The sequence below is a fragment of the Pseudoalteromonas sp. 0802 genome, assembly GCF_013350085.1.
Taxonomy (GTDB): Bacteria; Pseudomonadota; Gammaproteobacteria; order Enterobacterales; family Alteromonadaceae; genus Pseudoalteromonas.
The window spans coordinates 96,641-121,661 of record NZ_JABVXE010000009.1; the positions used below are offsets into that span (position 1 = coordinate 96,641).

Below are 25,021 nucleotides of genomic sequence, written 5' to 3' on the forward strand. Positions count from 1 at the left end.
CTTTATTTAATAAACGAACAATAAATAGAGCAGCATAAATGGACTTTTTAAGTCAGGTTATTTACGTCGATAACGTAGAAGAGGTACTCGACTTTTACTATCAAGCATTTGGTTTAAGTACCAACCATATCAGTGACGATGCCGAATACGGTGAACTTGTGACAGGATCTGTAAAACTTGCTTTTGCGACCCACCCGCATGCGCAATCATACTTCAAGCAAGGCTATATTCGCGCCCATCCTAAGCAACCAGCTCTTGGTTTTGAGCTAAGATTCAGCTGCCATAATTTAGTCGAAAGTTACGATAAAGCTGTGCTTGCTGGTGCTGAGCCATTGTGCCCGCCAACTAAAAAAGACGCCCAGCATTATGCGTATGTTCGCGCTATTGAAGGCACTTTAGTGTGTTTAGTAGAAGATTAGCTTTTTGTAAGGTCCGTTTTTGTTAGGTCAGTATGCAGCTCAAGGGTTAACTCGCGTAATAACTCGATTCGCTCCAAACTCATATTTGAGCGTGCCATTAACTTAGCCGTTAATTCTTCAGCATCAACTTTAAGTTGTATGCCCTGCTCTGTTAACGAAATTACTTTTTTACGCTCATCTTCATTTGATACCTGACGAGTCAATAAACCTTTGCTTTCTAGGCGCTTAACTATTGGTGTTAAGGTGCCAGAGTCGAGGTGCGTGTCATGAGAAAGCGCTTTTAAGCTCACTTGGTTATTATACCAAAGAGAATGCATCACAATATATTGCGGATAGGTTAAGTCATAAGCTTCAAGGATTGGTCGAAACGCTCTGATCAACGCATTGGTTGCACTGTATAAAGTGAAACATACATTGTCTGATAACTTGTTGCTCATGCTGCTACCCTAAACTGAAATACAGCCATATTATTGCCTTAATTTAGTTTGCGCGCAAATTATTTTCCGACGATCTATTGCCTTTTATAGTAAAGATCATTAAATTGATCGCAAATAGTTTGCGCACAAATGTTTTGTGCAACTCATTAATTGATTCTAATCTAGCAGATTCGAGGTTTATATGGCGACAAGTCAACAAATTCATTTAGTTTCACGCCCAACGGGTGTACCAACACAGGCTAATTTTGCGCAGGTAGAAGTATCACTTCCTGATTTGAACGACGGCGAAGTGTTAATTAAAAATACCTGGATGTCAGTTGACCCTTATATGCGCCCACGCATGATCGATCGTAAATCATATATCGCGCCATTTAACTTAAACGAAGTGATGGAAGCTGGTGCTATCGGCGAAGTGATTGAATCACGCAATGATGACTTCCCTGTAGGAAGTAAAGTAAGCCATATTAGCGGCTGGCGTACCATGCACATTAGCGATGGCAGCGACTTAACGTTACTACCAAACGTACCATTACCAGACCAACTGTTTTTAAGTACTATGGGTATGACTGGGTTAACTGCATGGGCAGGATTAACAAAGGTAATTAGCCTAAAAGAAACCGATACCGTGTTTGTTTCAGCTGCATCAGGCGCTGTAGGTAGCGTTGTTTGCCAAATTGCTAAGCTAAAAGGCTGTAAAGTGATTGCTTCGGTTGGCTCTGACGAAAAAGCACAAATGGTTAAAGCGTTGGGTGTTGATGCAGTAATTAATTACAAAACGGTAGCAAACCTAACAGAAGCCCTTGAACAAGCGGCACCACATGGCATTGATGTGTACTTTGAAAACGTAGGTGGCGATCACCTTGAAGCAGCACTCAATGTAATGAACGATTACGGCCGTATTCCTGTATGTGGCATGATCTCAGGTTATAATAATGACACTGCACAGCCAGGGCCAAGCAACCTGTTTTATATCAACTCGAAAAAGCTCACCATGCAAGGCTTTATCGTGATTGATTATTTTGATCAGTTCCCTGAGTTTATTGAACAAATGGGCGCGTGGATCAGCGAAGGTAAAATTAAATCTGAAGAAACGGTATACCATGGTATCGAAAATGCCGTTGATGCATTTCTTGGTCTGTTCGAAGGTAAAAATAAAGGAAAAATGCTAGTTAAGCTTTAACGCCTAACGTGCAAATAAAGCCTGTATCTTAGTTGGTACAGGCTTCTTATTTTCAGTCATTCAAAATCGATAAATACGCAAGTTCTGCTAGTTTCTCTAATGATGACGTTGCATTAGACTCAGGCTTTTCAGCATGAACTGAGTAGCGCCTTTTTGGGATCTTAACTTGAATAAAACCATGATTATTGGCCATATCAATACGCAGCATTTCACGTTCTTTTGGCGTTAAATGATTTTCATGGATCTTTTCAAGCTCACCATGATCAAGCCAAATAGCAGCACAATTTGGACATTCGTCTATTTCAACCACTTTTAGTGGGGTGAAAAAGCGTCGCATCATCACCACGTCAGGGCAATTCGGACAATTAATTCGCTTTGCTAAATCAACACATTCTGTTGGCAGGGTTTGTAAATGAGCCACCAGCACTTGCGCGGGTTTTAAATTCGGATCGCTAAAGTGAAATATTTGTCGGTTATCAAAAAATACGCCACCGCTTTTTGATAAATACACGTTAACGTCGCCAATGCTCACTGCTTCAAGGGCTGTTTTAGTACGCGGGCAAAACATAGACCATCCTTGTGTCATAATTAAGCTAGCGCTTTTGTAATTAACGGTTTAAGCGGCTCAGGTAAGCTGATGTTACCAGCTAATACAAAGTCATGTGCTTCGTTTGACATTTTTTGCCATGTTTTACGAATAATACCCAACCATTTTTGCTCATCGTAATCAGGCTTACTACTTGCAAAATCAAGCATGTAATGTTCAATAAAAACAAGGCTTGCAATGTCTTCAATCAATTGGCTATCGGGGTTTCGTTTTATGTTCTTTTTAGCAACGGCTGCGTATACGCGCTCACATTCTTCCGGTGCGTAACCCGCCGCTTTCATAAGGGCTGTTACACGCTGGGCATGAAAGTCATATAAGGCAGTACGCCATTGATAATAACCTTGCTTACCCATAGGAAAACCACTACGAGGAGAGCGCCAACGCTCAATATGTTGACCCCGTGCGGCAATGCGCATCAACTCATCGGCTTGGGGATTAAAGCGGTTTAGCATGTCGGTCATACGCATTGCGTATAATGACTCTTTTGCTAGCTCTTGATCATCTTGTTTTACACGATTTGGATCGACAGCATTCGCTGCATCTATCGCTTTTATAACGGCTTGGTACATAGTGTTTAATCTTACTTGTGCTTGCAATCCATTGTATTTAGGTACAATTATTTTTTTAACTTGCTAAAAATTCAACTAAAACTCTAGCTCTTCGCTAGACAATCAGTTAACCCTAAACTAGTATTTTTAAAAACGAGCTTAGTACTTAAATACCCACTCAATTCAGGGACGCCATTGCGTAATATTACATATTTTTCGTTGTTATTTACTTCTTTTTTTCTCAGTTTCTGCTTGTTTTCGGCGATCGCACTAAAAGTGTTTTACGATAGACAAGAAATGCATGAGATTGAGCTAAGTGCAGCACTTAACAGTTACAGCAATAAACTTGAAAAAGCCCTCGATAACGCACTCCTTGGTCCTTACCTTGTTCGCGCCGCGATGCGTGACTTTACATACACACAAACTGAATTCGAAACCCTTGCCACTGAGATATTAACTCATAGTGATGGTAGCCAAACTATTCAACTCGCACCAAAAGGGGTAATTCAATACAGCTACCCGCTAACCAGTCACGAGAGTGTGATTGGTGTCGATTTATTTAAGATGCAAAGCATTCAAGAGTCTTTACAAACAGCCATTGATACTCAAAAAATGCGAATCGATGGACCTAAAGAGTTGGCTCAAGGTGGTCAAGGCTTAGTCGCTCGATTACCAATTTTTGATCAAAATGAGTTTTGGGGGTTTGCAATCGCGGTGCTGCGCTTTCCAGAATTTATTGCAAATTTGAGCCCTGAGAGCACCTCCCCCTCTCACCTCTATGAGGTTTGGCAAAAAACAGCGAATAACTACGTGCCGCTTTTAAATAACCACCGTTTTGAGCAAAGCCACTGGTCAACTTACAACCTCGATGTTGAAAATCAACATTGGGTTGTGGGTATTAAAGACGAGTTTGCTTATCGAGCGCATGTTGAATTTTTAGTATTACTACTCATAGCTCTGTTACTTTCATCAGTTAGCTGCTATTTGATTACGATTACTTGTCGGTTACGTGAGCATGAGCAAAACCTCGAAAAACTTGTGCAAAAGCAAACCTTAGAGCTGTCTGAACAGGCACTTGAATTAAAACAAGCTCAGTCACTCAGTGGCGTAGGCAGTTGGCATCTGTCGCCTGATAAAAGCATTAGGCAATTATCATCACAAGCTAAATCGCTATTCAAAGAACAAAGCAAAGCGCAATCAATTACTGATGTCTGTAAAAAAATCGATAGCTTTTATAAAAATTCGTTTTTAAATTTTATTCATACTAAGCCTAGTAGCCCAACTGAAATTGAGTACACGATTAAACTCAATGGAGAAAAACGCTGGTTTCATGAACACGCTGAATGGAACCCTAAAACCAACAACTTGGTTGGTACGATTAAAGACATAAGTACTGAAAAACAACGCCAACATGAGCTTTACCAGCAAGCACATTTTGACTCGATCACCGGCCTTGCCAATCGCCATTACAGCGAAAAATATATCGCTAGCTTATGCCCTGAAGACCAGTACAGTAGCGGCCTTACTTTATTGTGTGCCGAGATCAAAGGCTATCGTCAATTAGAAGATATTTACGGTCAAGATTACTTAAATGAACTACAGACAACGATAGCTAACCGGCTAATTGAATTTTCTGACTTACATCAAGCGTTTTGCGCTCATATAAAACCTGGCTGTTTTTTAATATTACTTAAAGAAGCCATTTTTGATGAAAAACTCGCCGCCCTATTAGATAAATTACAGCATCAGGTCGGCGGTATTATTGAAACCGCTGGTAGCGCTCATTTTTACCACTTATACATTGGCGTGGGTTATCCACACTTACAAAACATCGATGCGGCTGAGCAAATCAATACAGCTCTTATTGCGATGAATGAATGCCCCCGTACACAAAAACCATTTACTGTTTATAGCCAATCCCTGAAAGAGAAGCTTATTGCACAAAGTAACCTCGAAAGTGATCTACGTCATGCGCTTGCGGCCAACGAACAGCTAAGTATGGTGTATCAGCCAATTGTAAACACTATAGATGGCACACTGATTGGCTGCGAAGCGCTTGTACGTTGGCAGCACCCTGTTCGAGGGTTTGTGTCACCAGTGGAGTTTATTGCCATCGCTGAGCAATCAGAGCTCATTAATTTATTATCTCGTTGGATTGTTGCTAAGGTTGCTGAAGATTGCCACCGCATGGTTGAAAATAACATTCGTATTAAAGTGTCGATCAATCTCTCACGTAAACAGTTCTCTGATGTGCATTTAGTTAAACGACTGAGTAAAGAAAAAGCTAAGCTATTTCCGGCTAATCAAAAAATTAATCTTGAGATCACCGAATCCGCCCTATTTCAAAATACCCAGTACGCCATAAACCTAATGCATGAACTTAAATTAGCAGGTTTTAATTTGTCACTTGATGACTTTGGAACGGGTTATTCATCACTGTCGTCGATTCAGCAGTTTCCGCTAGATAACGTTAAGATTGACCGTGCCTTTATTTGTAATTGCGTGGATAACCCACGAGATGGTTTATTTTTACAAACGATGAGCGATTTAGCTCATCAACTAGATTTAACGATTACCGCAGAAGGGGTCGAAAGCTCAGAGCAGTGGCAATTGGTGAGTGATAAAGGCATTGATTATATTCAAGGTTACTTAATTTCAATGCCCTTATCTATTGATGATTTTATAACGTTTGACCCGGTTGCGTAAGATCCACTGCCAAGCTTTGTTTAGGCTTTTCGATCATACGGGAAAGCTCTTTTTCACCATCGCTGACAATAATGGTTGGTGTATACATTAAGTCGTGCTGTTTTGCTAACCCTGCAGGGTCTAGCTTGTCGTAGCCAACAGCCACTAGTTTAAGTGAGCCTAACTGCACCTTTGCAGTATCGAGAAGCTTCAAAAATCGAGGCACTTCACGTTTTGAATCATGACACCAAGTGCCTAAAAACACCAAAACTTGCTTACCTTGCAGTGCTTTTATAGTGCTTAACTCTTCTTTGCTCGGTGAGTATTCATCGTATTCTTCACTGAACGCAGAGTAGTCTTTAAGTAAGTCATCACGACTTATCTCTCCACTGTATGGAGCGGTACCTGCAAATGTCAGGGCAGAGAATAGCAAAGCGGCGATATAAATTAGTTTTTTCATTTTTTTTGTTCTCAAGATATTTTCTTCACCTTAACCAATTTAGCAACAACACTCCAGCAGGCTTTGTGCAAAGAATCGTTATTTTTTGCAGGTTAAATTGGCATGTATAGTAAAAACAAACTACTATATTAGATATATCTAATATAAGGTTTTACTATGTTTTCCCTCAGAACAATTGTGATTTGTACTGTGTTACTTTCACCTAGTCTTTATGCCGAAACAAACTCAGCGACTCTAGAAACTCAAGCAGCTGAGCGAGCAACTGAATTTGCCACGACGCTTAAATCAGCATTGGCTGCTGCAATCAAACAAGGTGGTTTAGTTGAAGGAATCAACGTGTGTAAAATGCAAGCTCCGGCCATTGCCGAGAGCTTATCAACTGATGGCTGGACGGTAGCGCGTAAAAGTACTAAAAACCGTAATCCAAATAATAAACCCGATGAATGGGAAGCTGAAAAAATCGCTAAGCTACTCGATATGATCAGAAATACAGAAAGCATCGACAATGTGGCTTTTTCAACCAATAAAGATGGTCAATTTCGCTTTGCTAAAGCGATAAAAGTCGCGCCAGTTTGCCTCAATTGTCATGGCCAATCGATTGCGCCAGAAGTAAAGCAAGCACTTAGCGAGCATTACCCAAATGATTTAGCGACAGGCTATCAGCTTGGTGACCTAAGAGGAATATTCTCTATTACCAAAACGCTCGAAACCACTGAAAAATAAAATAGTACTTCGAAACAATAAAAGACCAACAAAGCAGTAAGCCAATGAAGTTAACCTTTAAAAGCAAAGTATTTTTAGCATTAAGTATTGCGATTTTAATCATCGACATTTGCTACATTTTGCTTAATTACACACTAGAAAAAGAAACACTAAACAAAAACCTAATAAACCAAGGCGAAAACCTCGAATCAAGTTATCAATTACTAATGTCGCAAGAGCAGGAAACCATGCTTGCCATTGCGACCTTTGTAGCAAACGATCCTGAAGTTGCAGAACTCTTTTATCAAGGTAAGCAAGCTATTGAACAAGAGGGTGGAGGCAAAGGAAAAGAACGCGCCGCCGCAATTCGCAAACAGCTATTCAATAAAGTCGCACCTGCTTGGCAAGAAGTACAAAATAGCTTTTCAGCCCGCCAGCTGCATTTTCATCTAGGGCCAGGCTCTACCAGCTTTTTACGAGTGCACAATGATAAAAAATATGGCGACACCATGCATGATATTCGACATATTATTGTTGATGCTAACCGCGATAAACACGCTCTTTCAGGGTTAGAAACGGGTCGAATTTACTCCGGTATCCGCGGTGTAGTGCCCGTCTACTTCACCGATAAAATTAATCAACAGCGTATTCATGTAGGCTCATTAGAAGTCGGCACCTCATTTGATTCACTGCTCGATACGCTCGACAATGAGTTTGATTTAGGTATTGCGGTATTATTTACAGCTGAACATATCGATAACTTACTTTGGGAAGATGCCAAAGCAAAACGTTTTGGCAGCAAACTGAATCAATGCAACTGCTATTTAGAAGCTATTTCCAGAGATAATGCAACCGACTTTATTACCTCAATAACCAGCGAAACTGTATATAACCAAACAACGGTAAAGCAAAGTGAAATAGCCGGTAAGCATTATGCGATTACCTATATTCCTGTACGCGATTATCTCGGGCACAAAGATCCAAGTCAGCCTGATATTGGTAACATCGTACTTTGGCGCAATATTGATGAGCAAATAAATGCCTTCAACGAATCCATGACTTACAACATTGCTTACGGAATTATTGGTTTTCTCTTGCTAGAAATACTTATTTATTTTGCTGTAAAACTCGCCGTGCGCTCACTAGAAAATGAAGTAAAGCATCAAGCAAACAAACTTTTAAAAAACAGCTGGGAGTTAAACCTTGCTGACAAGATAATCGAAAACCTGCGCGAAGGTATTATTATTACTGATGAAGATGCTGCCATCGTTCGAATAAACCAAGCCGTTGCTGATATCACAGGCTATAAAAAAGATGAGTTACTAGGTCAAAACCCAAATATATTAAGTTCTAACACCCAGCCGAATGAGTTTTATGAGTCTATGTGGCAACAACTAGATGATAAAGGCTATTGGCAAGGAGAAATTTGGAACCGCAGAAAAGACGGTGAGTTCTTCGCTGAGTCAATCACAATCACAGCCGTAAAAGACGAAAGTGCACAAGTTCGCAACTATGTTTCGGTATTTTCTGATGTAACACAGCAAGCCAAACAGCGCCAACATTTAGAAAAAGCAGCATTTTTCGATACCTTGACTGGGTTACCCAATCGTATGTTACTTGCCGATAGATTAGCCCAGGCAATTGAATTGGCAAAACGCAACAACAACTTAGTTGCTTGCGTATTTATAGACCTAGATAAATTTAAACCGGTTAATGACAGTTATGGTCATCAAGCTGGCGATCACCTTTTAGTGACCTTAGCCGCTCGTATGAGCACAATACTTCGTAAACAAGACACCCTAGCACGAATTGGCGGTGATGAGTTTGTTGCTGTGATTGGCAATCTCACAGAGCAAGAAGCTTGTTTAACCTTAATTGAACGATTAAACGCTGAAATTTTAAATCCGGTAAAATACCAAGACGACATGCTATGCGTATCAGCAAGCATTGGTATTTCATTTTATGACCCGATGCATGACATATCAGCTGAAACTTTGCAAAAACAAGCCGACAAAGCGATGTATAAAGCAAAAGAGCTGGGTCGTAATGGCTATCAAATTTTTACTGATAGCATGATGGATAACTAAATAAACGATGCGATCTCTTGTTCAACTTGGGGCTCGCATAGTTTACTCTTAGCCATTAAAATACCCTTTTAAAATCAACCATGGAGCCATTTATGTCTTTTCCTCCTTGCCCACAATGTAACTCTGAATACGTGTATGAAGATCAACACAATTTAGTATGCCCAGAATGCGCTCATGAGTGGGATCCTAATGCGGTTGATACCGATGATGTGATCAATGTGAAAGATGCTAACGGCACCTTATTAGCTGATGGCGACAGAGTGACTGTTGCGAAAGATTTAAAAATTAAAGGCAGCTCACAAGTGATTAAAATAGGCACCAAAGCCGTGATCCGCCGCGTGTTAGATAAAAAAGACCACGAATTAGATTGTAAAGTTGATGGCGTTGGTGAAATGATGGTTACCGCTAAGTTTGTTAAAAAAGCCTGATAGCATTATCAAAATTGTTATATATTGCTGTGAATAATTACGCAGCAATTTCAATATGCTAACTTTTTTAATAGCCAAACTTTTCAACAACAATCCCCGTTACTTCACAATGTTCGCAGCTCAACTGCCAGCCAGCAGCCCATGTGGTTGCGCTAATATCTCCTTTGCAAAGTGGGCAAACTTCGCCAGCAAATGTACTGGGGGTAATATCTTTAGCTTGCTTAGAAAACGGTCTTAGAAACCATAGAATATTATCGTCGATACTGATGGTTAGATCGTGGCGTAACGTCTCGCAATAAGCATCAAACACCGCTTGTTTGTAATGTTTTGCGTGCTCAGCAGATTGACTGGCATAAACACTCGACGCATTTTCGATGTCTTTAAGACGCTCGGGCCATGCTTGTGCGTCTATATTCGCTTTGCAATCTAGCAGCTCATCAAGAGTGTAACTTGCATAGTTTGGTTCAAACATCATTGCCATCCTTGCTTTAGGTTATTAATTCTTTGGGTATTCAGTTTTTTGAATACAATGTACCATTTTCCTTTATTTGCAACAGCCATTGCTCAAATAAATTGTTCGCGATACTCAGCTCTTTATCTGAAAGTGTCGGGTATTGTCTTTGCTCAAACCACGCATAACGATTATACACATCGTTATTTTGCGTGATTTCCAACCTACTTATCACTCTTGTTGCTAAGTAAGTTACAAGAAAACAATAATAAAAGCGAAGCTAAACTTCTAAATATGACAGCCTAAAATCATGATGGCGATCAAACAAACTAACAACTTTGTACCCAAACATTGAGTTAAAGTTATTAACTTGCTAGATTATTTTTTGTTCGAAAAATAATCCCTTTACTTAAGTTTATGCAAAATATGGAGATCATCGAATGCGCCTCATGCTCAATACATCGATTTTTATAATTGCCGCTCTTACCCTTGCTGGCTGTGGCGATAATAAAACAGAAACAACAAATTCAGAAGATATAAAAACTGCGAGTTCTACTATTAAAAGCACGCAAAAATTAGTCACTCCAGAAAACTACATAAGAGCTGAAGATGACTTTTCATTTTTCGACTTTCAACTAAGAGCAGGCGGTAAAATCAATGAGTTCTTTTACATCACTGAACCAACGCCACTGGATCAGCAAAGTGTAGTAAGAATGAATAAAGATACTCTGTATGCAGGCGCTGTAGTAGATACTGAAGGAGGTGCTACTGTAACAATTCCTGAGTTTCCTGATGATCGATATTTCTCGGTCTATGTTGTTGATAATGATCACTACGCAACAGCGGTATTTTATGAGTCAGGAACTCATGCTTTACCTAACACAACAAAGTATCAGGCAGTTATTCAAAGGATCCAGCTTCTTGCTCCAGATGACCCTGCTGATGTTGCTCTTGTAAATGAATTAAAAAGAAAATTATCATTTCTACAAATAGTAATGACACTTTTCCAAAGCCAGACTGGGATAAGGCATCAATGCTTAAACTTCGCGCTGACTATGAAAAAGAGTTTCAAAAATTCGCGCAATACGAAGCTGATTGGATGGGTAAAAAAGGAGAAGTTAACGAACAAAGCCGCCACTTAGCAGTGGCTGGTGCTTGGGGTCTATTTCCTGAAAAAGACGCTGTTTATATAAACTATACAGGCCCTGCCGATCCAACTAAGTGCTATTCTGCAACATACGAAGTACCTGATAATGATGCGTTTTGGTCTATTACTGTTTATGGTGATGATGGCTTCATGAAATCAACGAACAACATAATTAATGATCGTAATGTTACCCTAAACGAAAATGGAACATTCACCGCATTTTTCGGCTCAGAACAAGCTTGTGGCGATCAAGCTAATAGAGCTGATATTACTCAAGGCTGGAACTTTCTCATGCGAGTTTACAGGCCAGGAGAGAGTATTTTAGACAGAACATATAAGCTACCTGAAGTCACAGAAATTTAAATTACTATCTTGAGCCTGAATTATGAACTTCAGGCTCATTACAGCCATTTTCACTGCTTAACTGCGGTTTCGCTTCGTTTGCTTTAAACAGGTGAAAACTTAAAGTTAGAAAGTTACCAGAGCCTATTAAGGGGTCTAGTTCGTCTTTATTAGGAATATTGTGTATGGACGCATTACCGTATCTACAAAAGGTGACACTTAAACGAGATCACGTTTTCTCTTTTGATACATATCCATTCTCTATTCCTGCGGTTAATCAGCTCTTTGAAATAGACTTTTCGAAACATGTAACAATATTTGTAGGTGAAAATGGTTCTGGGAAATCGACTCTTTTAGAAGCAATTGCTATCGGGTTGGGTTTTAACGCCGAAGGTGGCTCTAAAAACTTTAACTTTCAAACTCAGCAATCGCATTCAGAGCTTCATAAGTACTTGCTACTCTCAAAATCGTTTAAGAGATACAAAGATGGTTTTTTCTTGCGAGCAGAAAGCTTCTATAACGTTGCATCAAACATTGATGACTTAGATATGGGATTTTCTGGGGAGCCTAAACTGATAGATGCCTATGGTGGTACATCCCTTCATCACCAATCACATGGCGAATCTTTTTTAGCGCTAATGGTAAACCGTTTTTCCGGTAATGGGCTTTACATTTTAGATGAGCCTGAGGCCGCACTTTCTCCTTCTAGGCAGTTGGCAGTTTTAAGTCGCATGTTTCAACTAATTGAACAAAACTCTCAGTTCATTATTGCCACACACTCACCAATTTTAATGGCGTACCCAGGCGCAAGGATCTACCAAGTGGGAGCACAAGGTATTGAACAGATAAATTATGAGGATACTGAGCATTACCAAATTACAAAGGCATTTTTAAACAACCCGCAGCCAATGCTCGAAGAGCTTTTCAAGCCTGAAGGTGACTGATTTTATTATTTCTGATGCTATGCATGAACAAAGGTAAGCAAGAAAGCATGCTTACCTTTGTAGGGCGTGTTTAGATTTAACTAAATTTGTTTTGGTAATTTAGTCGAAATAACGGCGGTAATAACAATAAATAACAGCGATATAGCCAAACAGGCTGCTAAGCCATAAAGCTGAAACACTAAGCCCGACAACACAGTACCAATTAAGCGTCCCATGGCATTGGCCATATAGTAAAACCCGACATCGAGTGACACGCCATCGGCATCAGCCATGCTAACAATTAAGTAGCTATGCAAAGATGAGTTAATCGCGAATAGCACACCAAATAACATCAGTCCGCCTATCAGCATTGGTTTTACTGCCCAGTCAAAACCAATAGCAAGGGCAATGGCTAAGGTGGCTAAAGCAAGCAGTGATGCCCACTTAACTGTTTCTGCACTTGGTGATGTTTGCTTATTTAGCTTAATGATTTTAGGTGCAAAAGATTGCACTATCCCATAACCAATGATCCACGCAGCTATAAAAGCCCCCACGGTCCAATGATCCCAACCAAAGGCTTGTGATAAAAACACCGGAAGTGCAACTACAAACCAAACATCACGGGCACCAAACAAAAACAACCTCGCGGCCGACAAGATATTGATTGAACTGCTTTTTGAAAATATCTCGTTAAACTTGGGTTTGTTTTTGGCTTTGCCTAAATCATTTTTAAGTGCATAAATACTAAAACACCACACCACCAGCAAAGTAGCAGCCATAGCAAGCATTGCGCCTTTAAACGACATTAATGTCAGTAGTAAGCCACCTAAAAAGAAGCCCACACCTTTTAATGCGTTTTTAGAGCCCGTAAGTATCGCCACCCATTTAAACAAGGTGCCTTCTTGGCCACTGGCAACCAGCATTTTAATTGAGCTTTTCGCGCTCATTTTATTGAGATCTTTTGCAATGCCCGACAGCGCCTGCGCTAACATCACATAGGCAACACTCAGCCATTCAGGAGGGACTGCCAGCATGAACAAGGCTACAACCTGTATGGCAAGGCCAATGTTCATGGTCTTGTTTAAACCAAGCCTTGCGCCTAAATAGCCGCCCACTAAGTTAGTGACAACACCAAAAATCTCATAAAACAAAAACAGCATGGCAATACTCAAAGGCGAGTAGCCAAGCGCATGAAAATGCAGTACCACCAACATTCTCAATGCGCCATCTGTTAGCGTAAATGCCCAGTAATTCCCAGTGACAATTAAGTACTGCTTTATATCAGCGGGAAGATTAGCCAAACGCGTCATTGCTTTTAACCTTGTAGTGATCGCGCAACTTTACGGGCAAGTTCAGCGGTGCGGTTTGCATAACCCCATTCGTTATCGTACCAAACATACAGCTTAACTTGAGTCTCGTTCACAACCATGGTTGATAGCGCATCAACAATGCTTGAGCGTGGATCAGTTTTGTAATCGATAGAAACAAGTGGCTTTTCTTCATAGCCCAAAATGCCTTTTAGCTCACCTGCTGCGGCTTCTTGCATCCATTGGTTAATTTGCTCAGCGGTGGTTGGCTTTTCAACTTCAAACACACAGTCAGTGATTGATGCATTTGCTAAAGGCACACGAACTGCGTGGCCGTTTAATTTGCCTTTAAGTTCAGGGAAAATATGTGTAATCGCCGTTGCAGAGCCGGTTGTAGTTGGAATTAAGCTCATGCCACATGCGCGAGCACGGCGTAAATCTTTATGGGGCGCATCTAAGATAGTTTGCGTATTAGTGATGTCGTGAATAGTGGTCATTGAACCATGTTTGATACCAATTTTTTCTTGCAGAACTTTAACCACAGGCGCTAAACAGTTGGTAGTGCACGATGCAGCTGTAACAATATCGTGCTGATTTACGTCGTATAAATCATCGTTTACACCCATTACAATATTCAGCACACCGTCTTCTTTTACAGGGGCAGTGACAACAACTTTCTTCACACCTTGATCAAGATAGGCTTGCAGTAATTCGGTTTTTTTCATCACGCCAGAGGCTTCAATAACGATATCGCAACCAGACCAATCAGTGTCTGCAATCGCTTTATTTTGTGTAACGTTAATCATCTGACCATCGATGATCACAGCATTATCGTTACTTTCAACCTCATGAGGCCAAATACCATGTACCGAATCATACTTTAGTAAGTGAGCCAGTGTAGCTGCATCACCCGCTGGGTCATTAATTTGCACAAACTCAACGTCGTCCCATGCAAACGCTGCTCTTAGTGATAAACGACCCATACGGCCAAAACCATTAATGCCTACTTTAATTGCCATTGTTAAGCTCCTACTTTTTAAAATTGTCTAACTTGTTTTACTGGGTTTGCCGACAGTTAACAGCAAACCGTTTTGTTTAATTGCAACAGCGCGCCACACGGGTTGGGCGATCATCGCCCATCGCATTTAGCCTTGCTAACTCGTTTTCTATGAAATTAGGTTCGTTTACCACGGTCGAGGTAATTGTTTGTTTCATCCACATTGGTAAGGTCGGGTTTAAAGAGTAAAACACCCACTGCTGGTGTTTTCTATCCGACAAAATACCCTGTTTTTTAAGTTGCGCTAAATGCCTTGAAACCTTTGGCTGACTCTGCTCATTAAGTGCCGTCATTAGTTCGCATACGCAAACCTCTTGCTCAACGGCGATAAGTAATAAGCTTTTTAAACGAATATCATCTGCAAGCGCTTTATAAAATGTGGTTGGCGAAATCGCTGCTGGTTTTTCTTTGTTATGGGATTGCACAAACTGTTTGATTCGCTCATTGAGCTCTTGCAAGGTTTTTTCAAAGGCGTGAGGTTCAGGACGCGTTTTAGGATCGATAAAATCCCATGCAAGGCAATGGCTGCCATCGACGCGATTGGCACATTCTTTGGCTGCCTCATCACATAAGGTAATGACGTAATCAAAATTCAGGTTAGTTACATCGTTTAAGTGCTTTGAGTGTAAGTCATCGGTTTTTAAACCAAAATGCTCAATCGCCGCAAGCGTACGAGGGTCTACCGCATAAGGTTCAGTACCTGCACTAAAAACCTCAAACTCACCTTTACCATGATGTTTAAGCAACGCCTCAGCCATAATTGAACGGGCTGAATTTTCTGTACATAAAAAGAGAACTTTCACGACTCACTCCATAACAATTTGGTTATATAATATTTTTGTTATATGAAGTACGCAAGTCATTTATCTTCTATAATGACTTAGCTAAAGTTGAACTAAGAAAGGATCTGGCGCATCTGTGCGCCAGCTTAGATTTTGGCGTGTTTAGAGTGCTGATTTTGCTTGTAAAATTAAATAGCCACTCATTACTTTTTCAAGCTGGGCGTAGTCTTTTTGCTGAGTAACAGCCCCTGCGACCACCACCTGCGTTGTTGGCTCATACATCACCAAAGTGCCCCAAAAGCCACCATGTTGATAAACCAAGGTGCCGTTATAGTCTTTTGCAAATACACCTAAACGGTAAGGGCTATCTGCTGGTAAGCCGTTATCAGAGAGCATGAGTTTGAGCGTTTCTGGGTGTTTGAAGACCTTCCCCGAAAATAAAGCCTGATAAAATTTAGCCATACCGATTGGGCTGGCAACAAGCCCACCACCACCATATAAATCGACAGTTGGGCTCCAATTAAAAGTATCGGTGCCATGCAAGTATTGATGTACGCGTCGAGATTCATCCACAGCAAACGAATCACCACGTTCCCAGACCACATTTTCAATCTGATTTTTATCGAAACTTAAGTATTGGCGAACCGCTTCAGGTAGCGGTAAATCTGTCACTCTTTCAATAATATGGCCGAGTAACACATAACCGGTATCTGAATATGAAAAACGCTCACCAGGTTTACCAACTGGGTCGCCCCACTCTACACACCCTTTAATTTGCTCGCGCATCGCAATATCTTGCTGCGGATGTGCCATTATGCCAGCTAAATACTGATCGCTTTGGGCGTGATCGTATAGCCCTGCCGTATGACTCAGTACTTGCTTAAGCGTCATTTTATCAAGGGCATAACCATCGCTTTCAAGAAGCGCATAAAAGTCATCAGAAATTAACTTATCGAGCGTTGTATCAAGGCTTAGTTTTCCTTCCTCGTGCAAACGTAGCACCGTTGCCGCAGTAAAGGTTTTGGTCACACTGGCAATTCTAAATAAACTATTTGGGTTAATAACTTGCGGCGCATTTTCTTTACTTTGCTTTGCCGTTGAAAAAGCATGTCCATCATCAACAATCACATGAAGTGCAAAACCTGTAAGGGGAGCTTGTTGGTTTGCATTGAGAACTTGGCTCATTAAAGCATGGTGAGTTTCGAGTGGCTTTGTAGGCTCAGCAGTCACTGGCAAAGCCATTAGTGATAGAGCAACAAATAAAGAGCTTAGTGTTTTTTTACTCGCTTGAAAGCACCTGCGTTCCATAACATTTTCCTTAAAAAATAGTCCTTAATTAGCGCCTACAGCTTTCGAAAAAAGGCAGTTGAGCAGCCTAAAAACTGCTTAACTGACATTAACAAACGACTTTCGTGTTGTCGAATTAATACGTTAACACTATTTAGCTAGCATATTTACAGCCATAATAACCAACAGCCCCGCAAAGATCTTTTTGATGGTGGAGACAGGTAAATGATGCGTTGCTTTTGCACCTAATGGTGCGGTAAACCACGAAGTACACACAATGCCAAACAAGGCAGGCAAATAAACAAAACCTGCAAAGCCTTCTTTTAATGTAAAGTACTGGCTGCCCGAACTGATGTAACCCACTGAGCCAAATAGCGCAATGACAATACCGCAGGCCGAAGCACAGCCAATGGCTTTTTTTATATCAACCGAGAAAAACGTCAGTAACGGCACAAGTACCGCACCACCGCCAATGCCTATCATGGCAGAAAGCCCCCCTGTGATGCTTGTATAAAGCGTTAAAAGCCCTTTATTAGGTAGCGAGCGTAATGTTTGGCTGTCGTTTTTACTGCTGAAAATCATTTTTAATGCAATAAGCACCACACTCACAGCAAACACTATTCGCACCACATTTGCAGGTAATAGAGAAGCAAAAAAACCACTGATAAGTGCACCTAGTGCAACCCCAGTCATAACCCACGGAGCCAATTGCCAAGGCACATTACCATTTTTGTGGTGAGCGATAGCTGATGACGTAGATGTAAAAAGAATTGAGGCAAGCGATGTAGCAATCGCCACCAGCACCACTTGCTCAGCAGGTAACACCTGAAAGTGCAGCAAGATCATGCTTAAAATAGGCACAATTACTAGGCCTCCACCAATTCCTAATAGCCCAGCTAAAAAGCCCACTCCGCTACCTAGTATGGCGCAAGCAATAATAAGCACGATTAATTCATTCATTATATTTGTCTGTGTTGTTGATTTAGGAAGACGAGTATAACAACAATAAAGTACGGGGTTGCTCTCAAAAGTCCTGTTAAGTATTGAATATTACTCACGTTTTATATGAAATTACTGCAACTCCAACAAATCAATTTAGAAATCCAGACGTCTAAAATAACTTTAAAGTATTTTTTCACTATCCCTTCCTAAATGTTTTACTAAAACAGCAAATATTCATGAATCTGCCTCATGTTTTACCTGAAATAAAAACGTTTTTCTTCATGATCGTAAGAACGTATAAATTTATTAGCGCTGCAGAGCAACCTAAGGTTAATGACCTAGCGATTTAAGGAAGGTAAGCAGCAATCATTTATCTCAGGACTTTTGGATACATTGCCATGAACAACGATTTCAGATTTACAATTAAAAGCATTTGCCTCGACGAGAATTATCATCCGTCAAAAAGCACACGACTTACCACAAACTTTGCAAACCTAGCTCGCGGTGAAAGTCGCCAGCAGAATTTGCGTAATGCATTAAAAATGATTGATAGCCGCTTTAATGCGCTAGCAAACTGGGATAACCCGCAAGGCGACCGCTACTCAGTAGAGCTTGAGATCATCTCAGTTGATCTAGAAATTGCACATAGCACAGAGGCATTCCCGTCAATTGAAGTGCTAAAAACGAATATCATTGATCACCAAACTAATGAACGTATCGAAGGTATTGTTGGTAATAACTTTTCATCTTACGTGCGTGATTATGATTTTAGTGTACTGTTGCTTGATCATAATAAAGCGAAAAGCGAATTCAGCATTCCCGAAAACTTTGGTGATTTACACGGCAAACTCTTTAAATACTTTATTGATTCAGAAACTTACAAACAGCATTTTAAAAAGCCACCGGTTATTTGTTTAAGCGTGTCTGATAACAAAACGTACCACCGTACAGAAAATCAACATCCAATTTTAGGTGCTGAGTACCAACCAAATGAGTCGTCATTAACCGAGCAATACTTTAAAAAAATGGGCTTGCAGGTACGCTATTTTATGCCACCAAACACAGTTGCTCCGCTGGCGTTTTATTTCTTTGGTGACTTGCTGAACGATTACACCAACTTAGAGTTGATCAGCACGATTAGCACCATGGAAACATTCCAGAAAATCTATCGTCCAGAAATTTATAATGCCAATGCCGTGGCGGGTAGTTGCTATCAACCAAATTTAAGAAACGCCGATCACTCGATCACGCAAATTGTCTACGACCGTGAAGAGCGCAGCCAACTTGCGATTGCACAAGGCAAATTTACTGAGCAGCACTTTATTAAGCCTTATCAATCAGTACTTGAAAAATGGTCTGCCAACTACGCAATTTAATGAGAGTAAAAATGAGAAAGTTATTACCCACATCGACAGCTGGCAGCTTACCAAAACCTGCTTGGCTTGCTGAGCCTGAAACCTTATGGTCGCCTTGGAAATTGCAAGGCGCAGAGCTTATCGACGGCAAACAAGACGCGCTGCGTGTTGCCTTACAAGAGCAACAACAAGCTGGCGTTGATATCGTGAGCGACGGCGAGCAAACCCGCCAGCACTTTGTAACGACCTTTATCGAACACTTAAATGGCGTTGATTTTGAGAACCGTAAAACAGTGACCATTCGTAATCGCTACGAAGCCAGTGTACCAAGTGTGATTGGCCCGGTGTCACGCAGCAAACCCGTGTTTGTTGAAGACGCCAAGTTTTTACGTTCGCAAACCAAGCAACCTATAAAATGGGCGTTGCCAGGGCCTATGACCATGATCGACACCTTGTATGACGCCCACTATCAAAGCCGTGAACAACTAGCATGGGAATTTGCCAAAATCCTCAATCAAGAAGCGAAAGAGCTCGAAGCTGCAGGTGTTGATATTATTCAATTTGATGAGCCTGCGTTTAATGTGTTCTTCGATGATGTTAATGACTGGGGCATTAAGTGCCTAGAAAGAGCAATCGAAGGCTTAAAGTGCGAAACTGCCGTGCACATTTGCTACGGCTATGGCATTAAAGCCAACACTGATTGGAAACAAACATTGGGGAGTGAATGGCGTCAATACGAAGAAGTATTCCCAAAACTTCAAAAATCGAATATCGATATTATTTCACTTGAGTGCCACAACTCTCGCGTACCTATTGAGCTATTAGCACTTATACGCGGCAAAAAAGTGATGGTTGGTGCCATTGATGTAGCAAGCAATGAAATTGAAACCCCTGATGAGGTAGCACAGACATTACGCGAAGCCCTGAAATATGTTGATGCCGACAAGCTCTACCCATGCACAAATTGCGGTATGGCGCCCCTCCCTCGCCACATAGCAAGCGCCAAGCTCAATGCGCTAAGTAAAGGCGCAGAGATTGTGAGGGGTGAGGTTTTAGGGGCTAGGGGCTAGGAGTAGTTAGCGAGTTACTAGGGGAAAGGGGAAAGTTGCGAGGTGCGAGATGCGAGGGTCGAGGTGCGAGGTGCGCTTCTACCTCACCCCTGTCGCCATAAATGACGACCTACATTGTAGGTCGGGCTTTAGCCCGTCAGTTTTTAAATTTAGTCTGAACCTGATTGTGTAGCAGCGATTTTACATCGCGTTTTATCTCACCTCTCGTATTTCGTATCTCGTATTTCGTTTCTCGTATTTCGTATCTCGTATTTCGTTTCTCGTATTTCGTTTCTCGTATTTCGTTTCTCGTTTCTCGTAATATTTATCAATGACGCGGCATAAAGACGCTGCTACAACGTAGGCGTGAAACTTGTTTCGCGCGAACTATTCTCTAACAACTATCCTCTATCCACTAACTACTCCCCCCCTAATGCTTTTAAACCAACCCGTTCAGAAAGTGTTAATCCAAAAGATGCAAAATTGAATTGGCTAGATTAATTATTTTTTGCTAGATTTCAGTTGTACCCAATGGATGGGCAAAAATTGAGGGATTAATATGAACGAATTTGATATTTTCATCAGAAATATTGTTTTAGATTGTATTCGTGAGCAAGGCACCTGTAGCGACATTTGCGAAGAAGACGAGCAATTAACTTTTTATGTTGAGATTGAAAACCACGACAATGTGATATCGCATAAACAGTTTAAAGTAACCTACCCAATTAGTTATTCGATTCAGTCTGCAATTAAACATGAAATTGATTTACTGAGATATTTAGACTCTGGTGAAATCAGAACGCCCTTTACCACGGATATTGTCGAGGTACTTAAATCTGAGTTACAAGCCTTTATGTTTAGCAACAAACCCCGTGGCGAATACCATATTTGCTGATTCTTGATTTATAGCCTGAAGCAAAACAATCAGGCTATAACTTAACTAAATCACTATTATAAATACGGTAGCGTAAAGTGGTTTTCTTGCTGGGGCAGCAATGAGGATCACTTTCATCATAAAAAAAGCTGACGGTTCAGCCGCTGCAGTAACAGAAAATAGAAAAGCGCCACTAACAATCACCTTGTTTAGTAAAAAAACACATCCTTTTAATTAAAACTATTTTGAAAACCATACCATTTGGGTGAAAATTTACATAATTTTCAGTTGAGGCACCTTCAAATCTGAAAGACAATCAAACCAAATTAAAGTATTAAATTGCTTATATTTTTTCAACGCAAAATCTTATAAGCAAGAGTCTCATTATGCTAAGCTACCTGCAATTATAAGAAAATATCATTGATTGGTATCAGAGTAGCTTTATGGAGTAATGCTCAAATGATAAGGATATTGTGCTTGTTGCTATTTTTTGCAACCAATGTGGCTGCAAAGGATGTTCAGAGTGAAATCAGCCGTGCTCTTCACGGTTATACAACATATTCTGAATCTGTCGAAATTTTAGCTAGATTAGAAAAGCAAATGCCTTATGAAAATGCGCTAGATGATGCGCAAGTAATGGCGTTTAAATGTTGGTTTTCTAATGTATCAACCCCAAACGGGATTAGCGAATATAAACAGTTTCTAGAAACAGCCAAACCAGTCATTCATCAAGCAAGCAATTTATACTTAATACAGGAACTTGCTGTCTGTGAAGCAAACCAAGAGTATACGCAAGGTAACTACCAGAATGCTCTCGAACACTTAAAACCAATAATTAACACGTCGTCATTAGACGAAATAACCTCTTCAAAAAAACTCTCAATTATTGCTCTTGCCCACATAGTACTTAACCGTATTCAGTTAGCTAAAGGCAACTATCAAGAAGCATTCGACTCTGCTAAAACTGCTTATCAGTTATTTGAAAAAGCAGGTAATGACTACGAAAAAGCACTCGCATTAAAAGAAATTGCCGATATTCACATAGCGTTGTACAACTATGAACTTGCAATTGAACAACTGCAGCGAGCCAAATTAGCGTTAACGAAATTCAATGAGCAAGAGCAGTACAAAGTAGCGGATAAACTCGCGTATGCCTATGAAGAAAAAGGCGACTTAATAAAGGCTATTGAGCTATACGAGTCGATTAAAAAAGATGTTCGCCGTTTCGAAAGCGACAACGGATATGCTTACATATTAATTAAACTTACAGAACTCAATATAAAACTTAATAGTCTATCTCAGGCTGAGTCATATCTAACTGAGTTGAACACGCTCTCTGTTACTGACAGCTGGATTTTGACTCTTTACAACTTCACTAAATCAGAATGGTACTTGGCTACAGCTCAGTTGCAAGCTGCCCTTTCATCTCATGAGAAGATAGCCGGGCAACAACAATTTTGGCCCGAGAGCTTAAAGGAGCGTTATTTAAATTTAACCTCGCAGCTTGCAGCTGCAACAGGAGATACTTCCTTACAAATAGCATCTCAACAACAATTAATCACTTTAATTAAAACTAAACAACAAGCTATCGCAAATAATACGCTTATTTCTGCCAGATTAAACTTTAATTATGAACAGCAGATCCTTGAGATTTCTCGTTTAGAACATGAGTCAAAGCTACAACAAAAGCTATTATCAGTAGCCGAAGATAAGTCTTTTTGGCAAGGCTTAACTATGATGATAACTTGCTTGTGTTTACTCTTATTCGCCGTTTATACATTCAAACAAGTTCGCCAGAAAAAGTACTTTGAAATACTCGCTTTAAAAGATGAACTAACAGGCATAGCGAATCGCAGAGCTATATTAAATTTAAAACGAAGCGTCATGCTGCAAAACAAACTCAATCAGCAAGTCAGCTCATTAATTTCTATCGATATCGATCACTTTAAAGCGGTCAATGATCAATACGGTCACGATATTGGTGATGAATTAATCATTTCCATAACCAATACGATTGTGCAAACCGTCCGTTGTTCTGATCGGGTAGGTCGTGTCGGCGGCGAAGAGTTTTTAATTGTGCTTGAGAATCAATCTTTAGAGCATGCAAAAGATATTGCCGAGCGCATCAGACTTTCTGTTGCCGAAAAGGAACATACATCATTGTCTATAAGCGCAACGATAAGCTTAGGTGTTATAGAAATTGCACCAAATGAAACGTCTGAACAGGCAGCCAAAAGGGTAGATTTAAACTTGTATACAGCAAAGAGATCTGGCCGTAATAGTGTGGTGGTTTAAATATAAGCTAACGTAAATAATGACCTAAACTGAGGCACTTTCTAAGTGCCCCATGATAAATTGATTTTTACCTGAACTTTTAGCTTTGTATAGGAGTGTGTCTGCTTTTTCGTATAACAACTCAAAATGATTAGCCTCAACACTACCTTTATCGAGGCCTACACTTATAGTGACTTGCTTTAGATTTTCGTTTAAATCTGAAAAATCGAGTGCGCTTACAGAACAAATTAATCTTTGGGAGATCATCTTTAGTTGGTTACTATCTTGTGAAGGAAAAAATATCACAAACTCCTCCCCCCCATAACGAGCTACAATATCACTATCACGAACTTGCTGTTTTAATGTTTTCGCTACGCGATGTAAAACCTTATCACCAATATTATGCCCAAAGCGGTCATTGATAGATTTAAAGTTATCTATATCTGCGATTAATAAAAAACCTGATTTATTATCAAGACTATCAACACTTTGGTGGAAACCATGACGATTGAATAATTGTGTTAAGGGGTCTAACACACTTTGTTCATAATGATGTTGATTGACTCGTTTAGTTTTTACTAATTGCCACAATGTTAGTACTAGTACAACAGCAAAAATAGCAATATTAATAAACAAAATAATATTGAGCCTTGTTTGCTCTATTGCTTGTTTTTGCCAACTTACATCACTTGCAATGCAAAAATGACTAAGCAAGCTTAATATTATTAATAGAATATATTTTGTAGTACGCATTTTTTATTATCATATAAAGCAAAGTTCCAAAACAAAGTATCGAATGAACCAACAAGCCTTGTACACCGATACTTAAAAATGAGCCAACCTGTTGCGGCTCTGTTACATCAACCAAAATACCCCAGCTAACTAACATATAGCCGATCCCAAGAAAAAGCATGATAGCTGAAATTGTGTAACCTGTTAACGGTTGAACAATACGTGAAAATAGCAATAACAAAACAAATGTGAGGATACCTGCAATACTTGTTGCAGGCTCAAACCAAAATGCTGGTGCTTCCAAAAATGAATGATTGGAATTCGCATACCAGTATTCTGGTAAAGCTAGAATCGTAAACAAATTAAGCTCTGTCATTGCATAGAGTAGCTGTGAAAAAGTCATACTTGCGACCTCATCGGTAAATGCAATGAATGTAATGAAACCATCTGCAAGCCAAATACTTAAGCTAGAAATAGCTAATAAGAACAACATTGCGAGGGTTTGGAATGAAAACACGAGGACAAACTCCTTCCTTGAAAAGCGTAGCTAGAGTAGCACTAGTTTTTACATTTACACAATATCCCTATCAATTTCTTGATCTTATTGCATAAAAATAATCCTAATAGCAACCACACAATAATTCATATATTTTTATACTACTAAGTAAGAAACTCGCGTATATGCCGTGTTTTTATTCGTAACTCCTGATACTTTGAGTTAATCTTGTTCAAGGAGCTAAATATCTAGATCATACAAACGTTCCGTAAACTACGAAATCTATATGTATCTACATTACGCATTTCCCCCACGCAATCTCATAGTAGAAAAGTTTATGTCTGAATAACACTATTCAGCCCCAAACAGTTATGTAAGCGTAACTAATAGCACACATTAACGGTAATTGGTTTTCTCGGGTGGATCAATTTTGTTGACCATTTAACCGGC

Annotated in this window: 25 protein-coding genes; 13 read left to right on the top strand and 12 right to left on the bottom strand. The window is 40.1% G+C overall.

Annotated elements, in window-relative coordinates; translation table 11 throughout:
• Positions 1-38 precede the first annotated feature (38 nt).
• The gene (locus HUS61_RS14415) at positions 39-419 is read left to right on the top strand and encodes a VOC family protein (RefSeq protein ID WP_063527321.1); all 381 of its coding nucleotides are present in this window, start codon (positions 39-41) and stop codon (positions 417-419) included.
• Here HUS61_RS14415 and HUS61_RS14420 read toward each other — a convergent pair.
• Complete coding sequence (locus tag HUS61_RS14420; RefSeq protein ID WP_175082899.1) at positions 416-856, bottom strand: MarR family winged helix-turn-helix transcriptional regulator; 441 nt, start codon at positions 854-856, stop codon at positions 416-418. The genes HUS61_RS14415 and HUS61_RS14420 overlap by 4 nt on opposite strands.
• A gap of 181 nt (positions 857-1,037) precedes the next feature.
• Here HUS61_RS14420 and HUS61_RS14425 point away from each other — a divergent pair, with 181 nt between their 5' ends.
• Positions 1,038-2,036, top strand: a complete 999-nt coding sequence (locus HUS61_RS14425) for an NADP-dependent oxidoreductase (protein WP_175082900.1) — start codon at positions 1,038-1,040, stop codon at positions 2,034-2,036.
• A gap of 52 nt (positions 2,037-2,088) precedes the next feature.
• Here the strand turns inward: HUS61_RS14425 and HUS61_RS14430 are convergent, their stop codons facing one another.
• Together HUS61_RS14430 and HUS61_RS14435 are read right to left on the bottom strand one after the other, a co-directional pair.
• Positions 2,089-2,604, bottom strand: a complete 516-nt coding sequence (locus HUS61_RS14430) for a zf-TFIIB domain-containing protein (protein ID WP_062565869.1) — start codon at positions 2,602-2,604, stop codon at positions 2,089-2,091.
• A 20-nt stretch (positions 2,605-2,624) separates the two neighbouring features.
• A complete protein-coding gene (locus HUS61_RS14435) occupies positions 2,625-3,212 on the bottom strand; it encodes a DUF4202 domain-containing protein (RefSeq protein WP_175082901.1) in 588 nt (195 codons plus the stop codon).
• A 276-nt stretch (positions 3,213-3,488) separates the two neighbouring features.
• On the opposite strand from HUS61_RS14435, the gene HUS61_RS14440 reads away from it, so the two are divergent.
• Positions 3,489-5,897, top strand: coding sequence for a bifunctional diguanylate cyclase/phosphodiesterase (locus HUS61_RS14440; RefSeq protein ID WP_175082902.1), 2,409 nt, complete (start codon positions 3,489-3,491; stop codon positions 5,895-5,897).
• On the opposite strand, the gene HUS61_RS14445 is transcribed toward HUS61_RS14440, so the two are convergent.
• Positions 5,872-6,336 carry a thioredoxin gene (locus tag HUS61_RS14445; protein WP_175082903.1) on the bottom strand — a complete coding sequence of 155 codons (465 nt, stop codon included), beginning with the start codon at positions 6,334-6,336 and terminating at the stop codon, positions 5,872-5,874. The genes HUS61_RS14440 and HUS61_RS14445 overlap by 26 nt on opposite strands.
• A 156-nt stretch (positions 6,337-6,492) precedes the next feature.
• Between HUS61_RS14445 and HUS61_RS14450 the strand changes: the two genes are divergently transcribed.
• From HUS61_RS14450 to HUS61_RS14460, 3 genes are all read left to right on the top strand, one after another.
• Positions 6,493-7,059, top strand: a complete 567-nt coding sequence (locus HUS61_RS14450) for a DUF3365 domain-containing protein (RefSeq protein ID WP_175082904.1) — start codon at positions 6,493-6,495, stop codon at positions 7,057-7,059.
• A 44-nt stretch (positions 7,060-7,103) separates the two neighbouring features.
• Positions 7,104-9,125 (top strand): diguanylate cyclase domain-containing protein, encoded by a 2,022-nt coding sequence (locus tag HUS61_RS14455; protein WP_175082905.1) that lies wholly within the window; start codon positions 7,104-7,106, stop codon positions 9,123-9,125.
• 92 nt (positions 9,126-9,217) lie between these two features.
• Positions 9,218-9,553 (top strand): zinc ribbon domain-containing protein YjdM, encoded by a 336-nt coding sequence (locus HUS61_RS14460; RefSeq protein WP_175082906.1) that lies wholly within the window; start codon positions 9,218-9,220, stop codon positions 9,551-9,553.
• A gap of 67 nt (positions 9,554-9,620) precedes the next feature.
• On the opposite strand, the gene HUS61_RS14465 is transcribed toward HUS61_RS14460, so the two are convergent.
• Positions 9,621-10,028, bottom strand: coding sequence for a hypothetical protein (locus HUS61_RS14465; protein WP_175082907.1), 408 nt, complete (start codon positions 10,026-10,028; stop codon positions 9,621-9,623).
• 416 nt (positions 10,029-10,444) lie between these two features.
• Here HUS61_RS14465 and HUS61_RS21530 point away from each other — a divergent pair, with 416 nt between their 5' ends.
• The 3 genes from HUS61_RS21530 (at position 10,445) to HUS61_RS14475 (ending at position 12,437) form a co-directional block, all read left to right on the top strand.
• Positions 10,445-11,146: a DUF1254 domain-containing protein gene (locus HUS61_RS21530; protein WP_220094661.1), complete on the top strand. Its 702-nt coding sequence runs from the start codon at positions 10,445-10,447 to the stop codon at positions 11,144-11,146.
• Positions 11,104-11,514 (top strand): DUF1214 domain-containing protein, encoded by a 411-nt coding sequence (locus tag HUS61_RS21535; protein ID WP_220094662.1) that lies wholly within the window; start codon positions 11,104-11,106, stop codon positions 11,512-11,514. The genes HUS61_RS21530 and HUS61_RS21535 overlap by 43 nt, the downstream gene beginning before the upstream one ends.
• A 164-nt stretch (positions 11,515-11,678) precedes the next feature.
• Positions 11,679-12,437, top strand: coding sequence for an AAA family ATPase (locus tag HUS61_RS14475; RefSeq protein ID WP_175082908.1), 759 nt, complete (start codon positions 11,679-11,681; stop codon positions 12,435-12,437).
• 80 nt (positions 12,438-12,517) lie between these two features.
• On the opposite strand, the gene arsJ is transcribed toward HUS61_RS14475, so the two are convergent.
• From arsJ to HUS61_RS14500, 5 genes are all read right to left on the bottom strand, one after another.
• A complete protein-coding gene (gene arsJ / locus HUS61_RS14480) occupies positions 12,518-13,726 on the bottom strand; it encodes an organoarsenical effux MFS transporter ArsJ (protein WP_175082909.1) in 1,209 nt (402 codons plus the stop codon).
• Positions 13,727-13,731: 5 nt separating this feature from the next.
• Complete coding sequence (locus tag HUS61_RS14485; RefSeq protein ID WP_175082910.1) at positions 13,732-14,742, bottom strand: ArsJ-associated glyceraldehyde-3-phosphate dehydrogenase; 1,011 nt, start codon at positions 14,740-14,742, stop codon at positions 13,732-13,734.
• A 76-nt stretch (positions 14,743-14,818) separates the two neighbouring features.
• Entirely contained in the window at positions 14,819-15,583 is a 765-nt protein-coding gene (locus HUS61_RS14490) for a metalloregulator ArsR/SmtB family transcription factor (protein WP_175082911.1), read from the bottom strand.
• 141 nt (positions 15,584-15,724) lie between these two features.
• Positions 15,725-16,870 carry a serine hydrolase gene (locus tag HUS61_RS14495; protein WP_175082912.1) on the bottom strand — a complete coding sequence of 382 codons (1,146 nt, stop codon included), beginning with the start codon at positions 16,868-16,870 and terminating at the stop codon, positions 15,725-15,727.
• Between the two features lie 129 nt (positions 16,871-16,999).
• Positions 17,000-17,809, bottom strand: coding sequence for a sulfite exporter TauE/SafE family protein (locus HUS61_RS14500; RefSeq protein WP_175082913.1), 810 nt, complete (start codon positions 17,807-17,809; stop codon positions 17,000-17,002).
• A gap of 380 nt (positions 17,810-18,189) precedes the next feature.
• Here HUS61_RS14500 and HUS61_RS14505 point away from each other — a divergent pair, with 380 nt between their 5' ends.
• The 4 genes from HUS61_RS14505 (at position 18,190) to HUS61_RS14520 (ending at position 23,364) form a co-directional block, all read left to right on the top strand.
• On the top strand, positions 18,190-19,167 hold the full coding sequence (locus HUS61_RS14505) for a DUF1852 domain-containing protein (protein WP_175082914.1): 978 nt from the start codon (positions 18,190-18,192) through the stop codon (positions 19,165-19,167).
• Positions 19,168-19,178: 11 nt separating this feature from the next.
• The gene (locus HUS61_RS14510) at positions 19,179-20,216 is read left to right on the top strand and encodes a methionine synthase (protein ID WP_175082915.1); all 1,038 of its coding nucleotides are present in this window, start codon (positions 19,179-19,181) and stop codon (positions 20,214-20,216) included.
• A 538-nt stretch (positions 20,217-20,754) separates the two neighbouring features.
• Positions 20,755-21,090 carry a hypothetical protein gene (locus HUS61_RS14515; protein WP_175082916.1) on the top strand — a complete coding sequence of 112 codons (336 nt, stop codon included), beginning with the start codon at positions 20,755-20,757 and terminating at the stop codon, positions 21,088-21,090.
• A gap of 456 nt (positions 21,091-21,546) precedes the next feature.
• A complete protein-coding gene (locus HUS61_RS14520; protein WP_175082917.1) occupies positions 21,547-23,364 on the top strand; it encodes a GGDEF domain-containing protein in 1,818 nt (605 codons plus the stop codon).
• A 24-nt stretch (positions 23,365-23,388) separates the two neighbouring features.
• Here HUS61_RS14520 and HUS61_RS14525 read toward each other — a convergent pair whose 3' ends face one another.
• Positions 23,389-24,096 (bottom strand): GGDEF domain-containing protein, encoded by a 708-nt coding sequence (locus tag HUS61_RS14525; protein WP_175082918.1) that lies wholly within the window; start codon positions 24,094-24,096, stop codon positions 23,389-23,391.
• Positions 24,050-24,592, bottom strand: coding sequence for a hypothetical protein (locus HUS61_RS14530; RefSeq protein WP_175079494.1), 543 nt, complete (start codon positions 24,590-24,592; stop codon positions 24,050-24,052). Before HUS61_RS14530 ends, HUS61_RS14525 begins: the two co-directional genes overlap by 47 nt.
• Positions 24,593-25,021 lie beyond the last annotated feature (429 nt).

Excerpts from the sequence above, each read along its gene's own strand:
- HUS61_RS14445 (WP_175082903.1), bottom strand. The coding sequence starts at position 6,336 with ATGAAAAAACTAATTTATATCGCCGCTTTGCTATTCTCTGCCCTGACA.
- HUS61_RS14425 (WP_175082900.1), top strand. The coding sequence starts at position 1,038 with ATGGCGACAAGTCAACAAATTCATTTAGTTTCACGCCCAACGGGTGTA.
- HUS61_RS14515 (WP_175082916.1), top strand. The coding sequence starts at position 20,755 with ATGAACGAATTTGATATTTTCATCAGAAATATTGTTTTAGATTGTATT.
- HUS61_RS14465 (WP_175082907.1), bottom strand. The coding sequence starts at position 10,028 with ATGATGTTTGAACCAAACTATGCAAGTTACACTCTTGATGAGCTGCTA.
- HUS61_RS14495 (WP_175082912.1), bottom strand. The coding sequence starts at position 16,870 with ATGGAACGCAGGTGCTTTCAAGCGAGTAAAAAAACACTAAGCTCTTTA.
- HUS61_RS21535 (WP_220094662.1), top strand. The coding sequence starts at position 11,104 with ATGGGTAAAAAAGGAGAAGTTAACGAACAAAGCCGCCACTTAGCAGTG.
- HUS61_RS21530 (WP_220094661.1), top strand. The coding sequence starts at position 10,445 with ATGCGCCTCATGCTCAATACATCGATTTTTATAATTGCCGCTCTTACC.
- HUS61_RS14500 (WP_175082913.1), bottom strand. The coding sequence starts at position 17,809 with ATGAATGAATTAATCGTGCTTATTATTGCTTGCGCCATACTAGGTAGC.
- HUS61_RS14420 (WP_175082899.1), bottom strand. The coding sequence starts at position 856 with ATGAGCAACAAGTTATCAGACAATGTATGTTTCACTTTATACAGTGCA.
- HUS61_RS14455 (WP_175082905.1), top strand. The coding sequence starts at position 7,104 with ATGAAGTTAACCTTTAAAAGCAAAGTATTTTTAGCATTAAGTATTGCG.
- HUS61_RS14430 (WP_062565869.1), bottom strand. The coding sequence starts at position 2,604 with ATGTTTTGCCCGCGTACTAAAACAGCCCTTGAAGCAGTGAGCATTGGC.
- HUS61_RS14440 (WP_175082902.1), top strand. The coding sequence starts at position 3,489 with ATGCATGAGATTGAGCTAAGTGCAGCACTTAACAGTTACAGCAATAAA.
- HUS61_RS14415 (WP_063527321.1), top strand. The coding sequence starts at position 39 with ATGGACTTTTTAAGTCAGGTTATTTACGTCGATAACGTAGAAGAGGTA.
- HUS61_RS14435 (WP_175082901.1), bottom strand. The coding sequence starts at position 3,212 with ATGTACCAAGCCGTTATAAAAGCGATAGATGCAGCGAATGCTGTCGAT.
- HUS61_RS14525 (WP_175082918.1), bottom strand. The coding sequence starts at position 24,096 with ATGCGTACTACAAAATATATTCTATTAATAATATTAAGCTTGCTTAGT.
- HUS61_RS14485 (WP_175082910.1), bottom strand. The coding sequence starts at position 14,742 with ATGGCAATTAAAGTAGGCATTAATGGTTTTGGCCGTATGGGTCGTTTA.
- HUS61_RS14510 (WP_175082915.1), top strand. The coding sequence starts at position 19,179 with ATGAGAAAGTTATTACCCACATCGACAGCTGGCAGCTTACCAAAACCT.
- HUS61_RS14475 (WP_175082908.1), top strand. The coding sequence starts at position 11,679 with ATGGACGCATTACCGTATCTACAAAAGGTGACACTTAAACGAGATCAC.
- HUS61_RS14450 (WP_175082904.1), top strand. The coding sequence starts at position 6,493 with ATGTTTTCCCTCAGAACAATTGTGATTTGTACTGTGTTACTTTCACCT.
- HUS61_RS14460 (WP_175082906.1), top strand. The coding sequence starts at position 9,218 with ATGTCTTTTCCTCCTTGCCCACAATGTAACTCTGAATACGTGTATGAA.
- arsJ (WP_175082909.1), bottom strand. The coding sequence starts at position 13,726 with ATGACGCGTTTGGCTAATCTTCCCGCTGATATAAAGCAGTACTTAATT.
- HUS61_RS14505 (WP_175082914.1), top strand. The coding sequence starts at position 18,190 with ATGAACAACGATTTCAGATTTACAATTAAAAGCATTTGCCTCGACGAG.